Origin of the sequence: Thermococcus sp., assembly GCF_027066465.1 — an archaeon.
In the GTDB taxonomy this organism is placed as follows: Archaea; Methanobacteriota_B; Thermococci; order Thermococcales; family Thermococcaceae; genus Thermococcus.
In genome coordinates this window covers 1-6,634 of sequence record NZ_JAMONU010000174.1, presented here as the reverse complement: position 1 = coordinate 6,634, position 6,634 = coordinate 1, and the positions used below count along the sequence as shown (strand labels likewise).

The window sequence follows — 6,634 nt, the reverse complement described above, 5'->3', positions numbered from 1 at the left end:
CCTTCCCTCGCCCCACTCCGCGCCTATGATTACGAGGTCGAGGTTCTCCATCGTTGGCTTAATCTTCAGCCACTTCTTCCCGCGGTTCCCTGGCTCGTAGACGGCGTCAAGGCGCTTTGCCATAAGCCCCTCGTGTCCAAGCTCCAAGGCTCTCTTGTAGAACTCCTCCGCTTCCTCGGCTTTCTTTGTCACCAGCTGCTCGGCAAGCTTTATCTTCTCGCTTTCCTCAACGCTCTCCTCGAGCTTCTTCCTCCTCTCGACGAACTTCGTGTCGATGAGGCTCTCGCCGTCGACGTAGAGCATGTCGAAGAGGTTCAGCTCGAGGGGAATCTTCTCAATCATCTCATCGATGTTGTACTTCCTCCTGAACCTCCTCAGAACGTACTGGAAGGGCCTCGGTCTGCCGTTCTCACCCACGGCGACCAGTTCACCCTCGACGATTGCAGTTTTCGGCTTCAGCGAGTTCTTCACCGCTTCAACTATCTCGGGAATCGAGCGGGTGACGTTCTCAAGCCTCCTCGAGTAGATTATCACCCTGTCCCCGTCCTTGTGAACCTGAACCCTCGCCCCGTCGTATTTGATTTCAAACGCCGCCTCCCCACCCATCTCAATCAGTGCTTCCCTGACGTTGGCCGCGTTCTGTGCCAGCATCGGCCTTATAGGTTTTCCAATTTGAATCTGAACCTTTGAAAGCCCCTCGTTGCCCTCGAGTTTCGCTATTTTTGTCACGTAGCCAAAGTCGCTCGTCAGCATGTAGGCCCTCTCGACTAGCTCGGGTCTGACCCGGAAGGCATCGGCTATTGCGTCCCTCAGAATTCCCTCCGCGACACCGGTTCTCATGGTCCCGAGAACGGTTCTGGCTATGTATTTGCCCTCCTCCGGCTGGGCGTCCATGAAGAGGTTGGCCAGATACTTCATCTTCCTGTCCTGGCTCCCCTCCCCCTGGGCCTCGGCTATCTTGACGAACGTGCTGTAAACGCGCTTAATCGTAAGCGGCTGGCTGAAGAAGCTCTTCTGCTTCCTCTTTTTTAACGCCAGGGCAACGCTCTCGCCCAAATCCCCGGTGTCCTTTATCGAGTTCTCTATATCCTTCTCCGAGACCCCGGTTGCCATCGAAACCGCCCTTATGAGAAGCTTCTCTCCAACGCCGAGCTCGCGCTCGTCCCAGTCGGGAAAGACCTTGCCGAGGATTAGGTAGGGGACTATCTCGAGCAGGTCATCGGGAGTTCTCTTCAGGAAGTCAGCAACAAGCCGGGTTTTCAGCGTTTTAAGGGTCGTTTTCTCAAGCCTTGCGTAGAGTTCCACAAGCTCGGAGTACCTCATATCGTCCACGCTCACCACCGAAGTTAATACGTTGTTGGGGATAAAAGGGTTGTTGGGCGTTATGGGAAGTTGGGTTCGCTAACCTACCCATCTGCCAACTTTGGGCTTCCCCTCGTGGATTTCTGCAACGTCGTAGGGCACGTCGAGGTCTGCCAGCAGGGCCTTGGCGGCATCGAGTTCCCCTTTTCTGACGAGGGCGAAGATGCTCCTTCCGAGCATTACCATAGAACTCGGAAGCTTTAAAACCCTGTCAAGCTCCCTCGCAAGCTCCAGCAGTTCACCGCTTAGCAGACCGGTTCTCTCGGCAAAGCTCCTCGCGATTGACATGAGCCTCTCAGGTTTCGGCTCCTTTAAAAGCTCCTCAAGGGCCTTCCTGCCCTCAGTTTCTATGGCCTTCACAACGTCCCCGTCGAGGACTTCCCTCGTGGAGAGCCTTCCGAGGGGAACGACCAGAACGCGGTAGTCCTCGAAGAAGAGGTTGTCGACGACCCCTATTCCCGGGCCGCCGGCCTTAACGCGAACCTCGATTCCACCGGTCAGCTGAGCCACGACATCGCCAAGACCGCCCCTGAACCTTACCTCCATCTCGTGGGCGAGTTGAGCCGCCTTAAGCCACGTCCCCCCGAAGGCGTAGCCCAAAGCCAAAGCCGTTCCGAGCGCACCTCCGCCGCTGTTCCCGAAGCCGTGGCCGTTTGGAAAATCGAAGTACTGCCAGACCTCAACCTCGCCGAGGAAATCCTCCGGAACCAACCTTTCCGCAACGGAGTAGCTGATTACAGCGTCTTCTCTCCTCACGGGCTCGCCGTTGAAGGCGATGTGAACGTGCCTCTCAAGCGTTCCGGTTTCTATGCTCGCAAAGACGTTGGTTCCCTTGTTGAGGTTTACTCCAGCGCCCAGCGAGCCTGCCTTGAGCGGGTCATCGTGGAAAACCGGCACGAAGAAGGCCGTTATGTGGGCTGGGACGAAAGCCCTTACGAGCATCTCCACACCTCCGGGGGGAGTTGGGCTGGTCTTTTAAAAGGGTTTAGAAAAGGAAAGGTCAGTCCTCGGCGAGGTACAGCGGAACCTTTCCCCCCGGAATCCCGTGTTTGGACCCGTACCATTCGCTCAGGACGTACCAAGCTCCAACGAGGAGCAGTCCCCCAAGGATTAAGAGCAGGAGGACGTTGGTTACCCCGAATCCGAAGAGCAGGTACAGAACCGTTCCAACGCCTGCGGCTGTTACGGCGTAGGGAACCTGCGTCCTGACGTGGTCTATGTGGTCTGAGCCGCTGAACATCGAACTCATAATCGTAGTGTCGCTTATTGGAGAGCAGTGGTCGCCGAAGATGCCGCCCGCAAAGACCGCGCCTATGCTCGCGAACACAGCCGGACCGAGTTCTCCGCTGACTCCGTAGGCGAGGGGAATCGCTATGGGCATCATTATGCTGAAGGTTCCCCAGCTCGTTCCCGTCGTGAACGAGATGAACATCGCTATGAGGAACACTATCAGCGGAATCCAGTTTCCGGTTATTCCGAGTCCCTTTGCAACGCCCACCACATACGGTGCCGTTCCAACTGCATCTGTCGCGCTTTTTATGCTCCAGGCGAGCAGGAGGATTGTGTTCGCTATGACCATCTGCTTCATTCCCCTCACCATAGCTTCCTCCGCCTCTTCAACGGTCATCTGGCCGGTCCCGACGACGAGGGCGAAGGCAACGACCACCATCGCGAAGCTTCCCCAGAGGAGGGCCAGCGCCGAGTCCGCATTGCCGAGGACGGCCCTTATTCCTCCTTCCGCGTAGGTGGCATAGCCGCCCCCGCTGAACCACATTCCGAGCAGGGTTACGAACACCAGCGTGAGTATCGGCCAGACGAAGAAGTGAACGCTCCCGTTCTCCCTGGGCGCGCCGAGGTCGGTCTCGGTGGTCATGAGGGGCCTTGCACCGTCGCGCAGAACCTTTCCGGTCGTCCTTGCGCGGACTTCCGCGTGGAGCATCGGACCGTAGTGCCTGTGGAAGAGGGCAACGAGCAGGACGAGGATTATCGCGAATATTGAGTAGAACCTGTAGGGGACGCTGTGAAGCCATGCTCCGTACGGACCTCCCGCGGCGCTTAGGTCAACGCTGAGTTTTTTGAAGGCATCCCCGATGAGTCCGACCTCGTAGCCAATCCACGTTGAGACGAGGGCTATCCCCGCGACCGGAGCGGCGGTTGAGTCGTCTATATATGCAAGCATCTCCCTTGAAACGCGCGTCCTGTCTGTTATGGGCCTCATGGTGTTGCCGACTATTATGGTGTTGGCGTAGTCGTCGAAGAACACGAGCACCCCGAGGAGCCAGCCCATTATCGAGGCCCCCCTGCTGGAGCGAACCCTGTTGGCGAGCGCCCTTCCGATGGCCGAGGCACCCCCGGATTTGTATATAAGCCCGACTCCAGCTCCAATCAGGAAGTCGAAGAGTAGTATTTTCACGTTCCAGCTGTCGCTGGCGTTCTGAACGAGCCAGTTGAGCGTCTGGGTCGTGCCGGCTATCGGGTTCCAACCCGAGACCATCACCCCGCCTATCCAGACGCCCGCGAAGAGGGCAAGGATTACCCTTTTTGTCCATATCGCAAGCGCAATCGCCACCAGCGGTGGAAGGAGAGAGAGTATACCGAAATCGCTCATTCTCAAGCACCTCCAAGTTGGTTGGTGCTCCAAAAAATTTTTGAGAATATATAAAATTTATCGAAAATTTTATGACAAAATGGCAAATTTTTCTCAAAAATAACGCAAAAGTTCGAAGAATTCCGAAGTGTTCTCCGGACTGTTCCGAGCGGTACTTCCTTGCTGTTTGTCAAGCTATAATGAACACTGCTGTCTCCTGAAGAAACGTTGGGAACATTTGGTACGTTATGGGACTAAAAAAAATAAATTTTTGAACAAAATGTTACAGCAAATTCGATTTACTTTTCCTCAAGGAGGGTTTTCAGCTTTCTGAAATCCTCGCGTATCGCTTCGAGGAGCTGGGGTTTGTAGAGCGCGGCGGCGGGATGGTACGTTGGCATTATGACGATTTCCCCGAAGAGTGTTCTCGCCCTGAAGGTTTTTCCGTGGATTTTGCTTATCGGCTCTGCCTTGAAGCCGAACTTCTCAAGAAGGTAGCGCATTGAATGCCTCCCCAGGGGAACGATTACCTTGGGCCGTATGATGTCAATCTGCCTGTCCAAATAGGGAGCGCAGGCCTTTATCTCCTCCTCGGTTGGGTCCCTGTTGCCGGGTGGACGGCACTTAACAACGTTCGTAATGTAGACCTCGTCCCTGCTCAGGCCTATCTCGGCTAAAAGTTCGTCGAGAACCTTTCCAGCTCGCCCGACGAAGGGCAACCCCCTCTGGTCCTCCCAGTAACCGGGTGCCTCGCCAACGAACATGACCTTGGCGTCGTAGCTTCCAGCTCCGGGCACGGCGTTGGTCCTGAGCTGACCCAGCGGACACTTCTGACAGTTTCTAATCCTCTCCTCAAGCTTTTTCATTAGTTCCTCTTTGCCCATACCCATCACGCGAGCGTTTTTTGGCTCAGGTACGCGCGGAGAAACTCAATCCACGCCGTGTAGAAGCCCCTCTCGTAGTCGTCGCGGAAGTCCTGGGCGGTTATCCTCTCGTAGTTCTCGAGAATCTCCTTTGCCCTCTCCCTGTCGTTGGTTGAGACCAGCTGGAAGGCCAGTGCATCGGGGTCGTTTTCCTTAAGCGCGTTGAATATCCCCTCGACGGCCCTGGAATAGCCCCTCCCCCACTCGTCGTTGCCAGCTATCTTGATGAGCTTCTCCATGTGCCCCCTGGCCCTCGTGAAGTCCCTCCTCAGCAGGGCCCTGACGAACATTTCCATCCTCATTTCGCGAGCCGGCATTGAACCACCGCGATGGCTTTGGGTTTAGGGCTTTTAACGTTAGCCTCGCAGATTGCCCATCTTTGTGTCATACCTATGAAGGAAAAGCTTCATATTTACGCAAAAGCTTTTATACCTCGCCGTTGGATTAGGGTTTGGCGTAAAGTCTCTTCGATTTGGGGTGTGATAGCATGGCCGAGAACGTGGGTGAGATTCCCAGCGGTGAAAAGGAGTTTGAAGAGCTCACGAGGAAGCTCCGGGATATCGTTGAGTTTCCGGAGATAAGTGAAGAAGAATTCAATGAAATGCTCAAAAAGGCGAGCAGAGTTTACGGCGGTCCCCTCCCCCACAGGACCTATTCCATCTGTCCCGAAACGAGAAGGATTGTTCCCGCCCTCGTCTGGGAGAAGGACGGTAAGGTGTGGATAAGCAAGAAGTGTCCCGAGGGAATGGTTACGGACCTCTACTACGAGAGCGTTGAGCAGTACTACCGCTTCCAGCGCTGGAAGTACGATTTCAAGCTGAAGAGCGTCAACGTTGAAAACACCGGTGTCAACTGTCCCTTTGACTGCGGTCTCTGCGCGAGACACCGCTCCCACACCAGCTTGATAAACATCGTTCTGACCAACCGCTGCAACCTGTCCTGCTGGTACTGCTTCTTCTACGCGAGGGAGGGCCAGCCGATTTACGAGCCGACGCTCGAGCAGATTAGAATGATGCTCCGCAACGCAAAGAAGGAGTACCCAATCGGTGCCAACGCCGTCCAGCTCACCGGCGGTGAGCCGACCCTCCGCGACGACCTCATCGAGATTATTAAAATCGCGAAGGAGGAAGGCTACGACCACGTTCAGCTGAACACCGACGGTATAAGGCTCGCCTTCGAACCGGAGCTTGTCAAGGCGGTCAGGGAAGCCGGAGTCAACACGCTCTACCTGAGCTACGACGGAATGACACCCCAGACCAACTGGAAGAACCACTGGGAGATTCCCCTCATCTTCGAGAACGTGAGGAAGGCCGGAGGACCGGGAATAGTCCTCGTGCCGACGACCATAAGGAACGTCAACGACCACGAGCTTGGGGCCATAATAAACTTCGGACTCAACCACCTCGACATAGTCAGGGGGGTTAACTTCCAGCCCCTCTCCATGACGGGCAGGGTTCCGAAGAAGGAGCGCCAGAGGTTCAGGATAACCATTCCCGGCGCGATAAAGCGCATCGAGGAGCAGACCAACGGGGCAATAGAGATGAACGACTGGTATCCGATTCCAATAGCAGGCCATATAGCGCGCTTCTTCGAGGCCTTCACGGGCAAGCACTACTACATGACGAGCCACTACTGCTGCGGCGCCGCGACTTACATATTCCTCGACAGGGAGCACAGGCGCGTCGTCCCGATAAGCAGGTTCCTCGACGTTGAGGGCTTCGTGGAGTTCCTCGAGGAGAAGGCGGAGGAGATTGAGAAGTGG

The 6,634-nt window shown here is 55.7% G+C and carries 6 protein-coding genes; 1 reads left to right on the top strand and 5 read right to left on the bottom strand.

What is annotated here, in order from left to right; translation table 11 throughout:
• The 5 genes from MVK46_RS08535 to MVK46_RS08515 form a co-directional block, all read right to left on the bottom strand.
• On the bottom strand, positions 1-1,323 hold a 1,323-nt coding region (locus tag MVK46_RS08535), incomplete at its 3' end, for an ATP-dependent DNA ligase (RefSeq protein WP_297536252.1).
• A 78-nt stretch (positions 1,324-1,401) separates the two neighbouring features.
• On the bottom strand, positions 1,402-2,304 hold the full coding sequence (locus tag MVK46_RS08530) for a pantoate kinase (protein WP_297536250.1): 903 nt from the start codon (positions 2,302-2,304) through the stop codon (positions 1,402-1,404).
• 58 nt (positions 2,305-2,362) lie between these two features.
• Complete coding sequence (locus MVK46_RS08525) at positions 2,363-3,970, bottom strand: Na+/H+ antiporter NhaC family protein (RefSeq protein ID WP_297536249.1); 1,608 nt, start codon at positions 3,968-3,970, stop codon at positions 2,363-2,365.
• A 278-nt stretch (positions 3,971-4,248) separates the two neighbouring features.
• Positions 4,249-4,833, bottom strand: coding sequence for a type-4 uracil-DNA glycosylase (gene udg / locus MVK46_RS08520; RefSeq protein WP_297536251.1), 585 nt, complete (start codon positions 4,831-4,833; stop codon positions 4,249-4,251).
• Between the two features lie 5 nt (positions 4,834-4,838).
• Positions 4,839-5,189, bottom strand: a complete 351-nt coding sequence (locus MVK46_RS08515; protein ID WP_297536248.1) for a hypothetical protein — start codon at positions 5,187-5,189, stop codon at positions 4,839-4,841.
• Positions 5,190-5,359: 170 nt separating this feature from the next.
• Between MVK46_RS08515 and tes the strand changes: the two genes are divergently transcribed.
• On the top strand, positions 5,360-6,634 hold a 1,275-nt coding region (gene tes / locus MVK46_RS08510), incomplete at its 3' end, for a tetraether lipid synthase Tes (RefSeq protein WP_297536247.1).

Bases quoted from the DNA above. Each gene is read 5' to 3' on its own strand.
- MVK46_RS08515 (WP_297536248.1), bottom strand. From the start codon at position 5,189: ATGCCGGCTCGCGAAATGAGGATGGAAATGTTCGTCAGGGCCCTGCTG.
- udg (WP_297536251.1), bottom strand. From the start codon at position 4,833: ATGGGCAAAGAGGAACTAATGAAAAAGCTTGAGGAGAGGATTAGAAAC.
- MVK46_RS08525 (WP_297536249.1), bottom strand. From the start codon at position 3,970: ATGAGCGATTTCGGTATACTCTCTCTCCTTCCACCGCTGGTGGCGATT.
- MVK46_RS08530 (WP_297536250.1), bottom strand. From the start codon at position 2,304: ATGCTCGTAAGGGCTTTCGTCCCAGCCCACATAACGGCCTTCTTCGTG.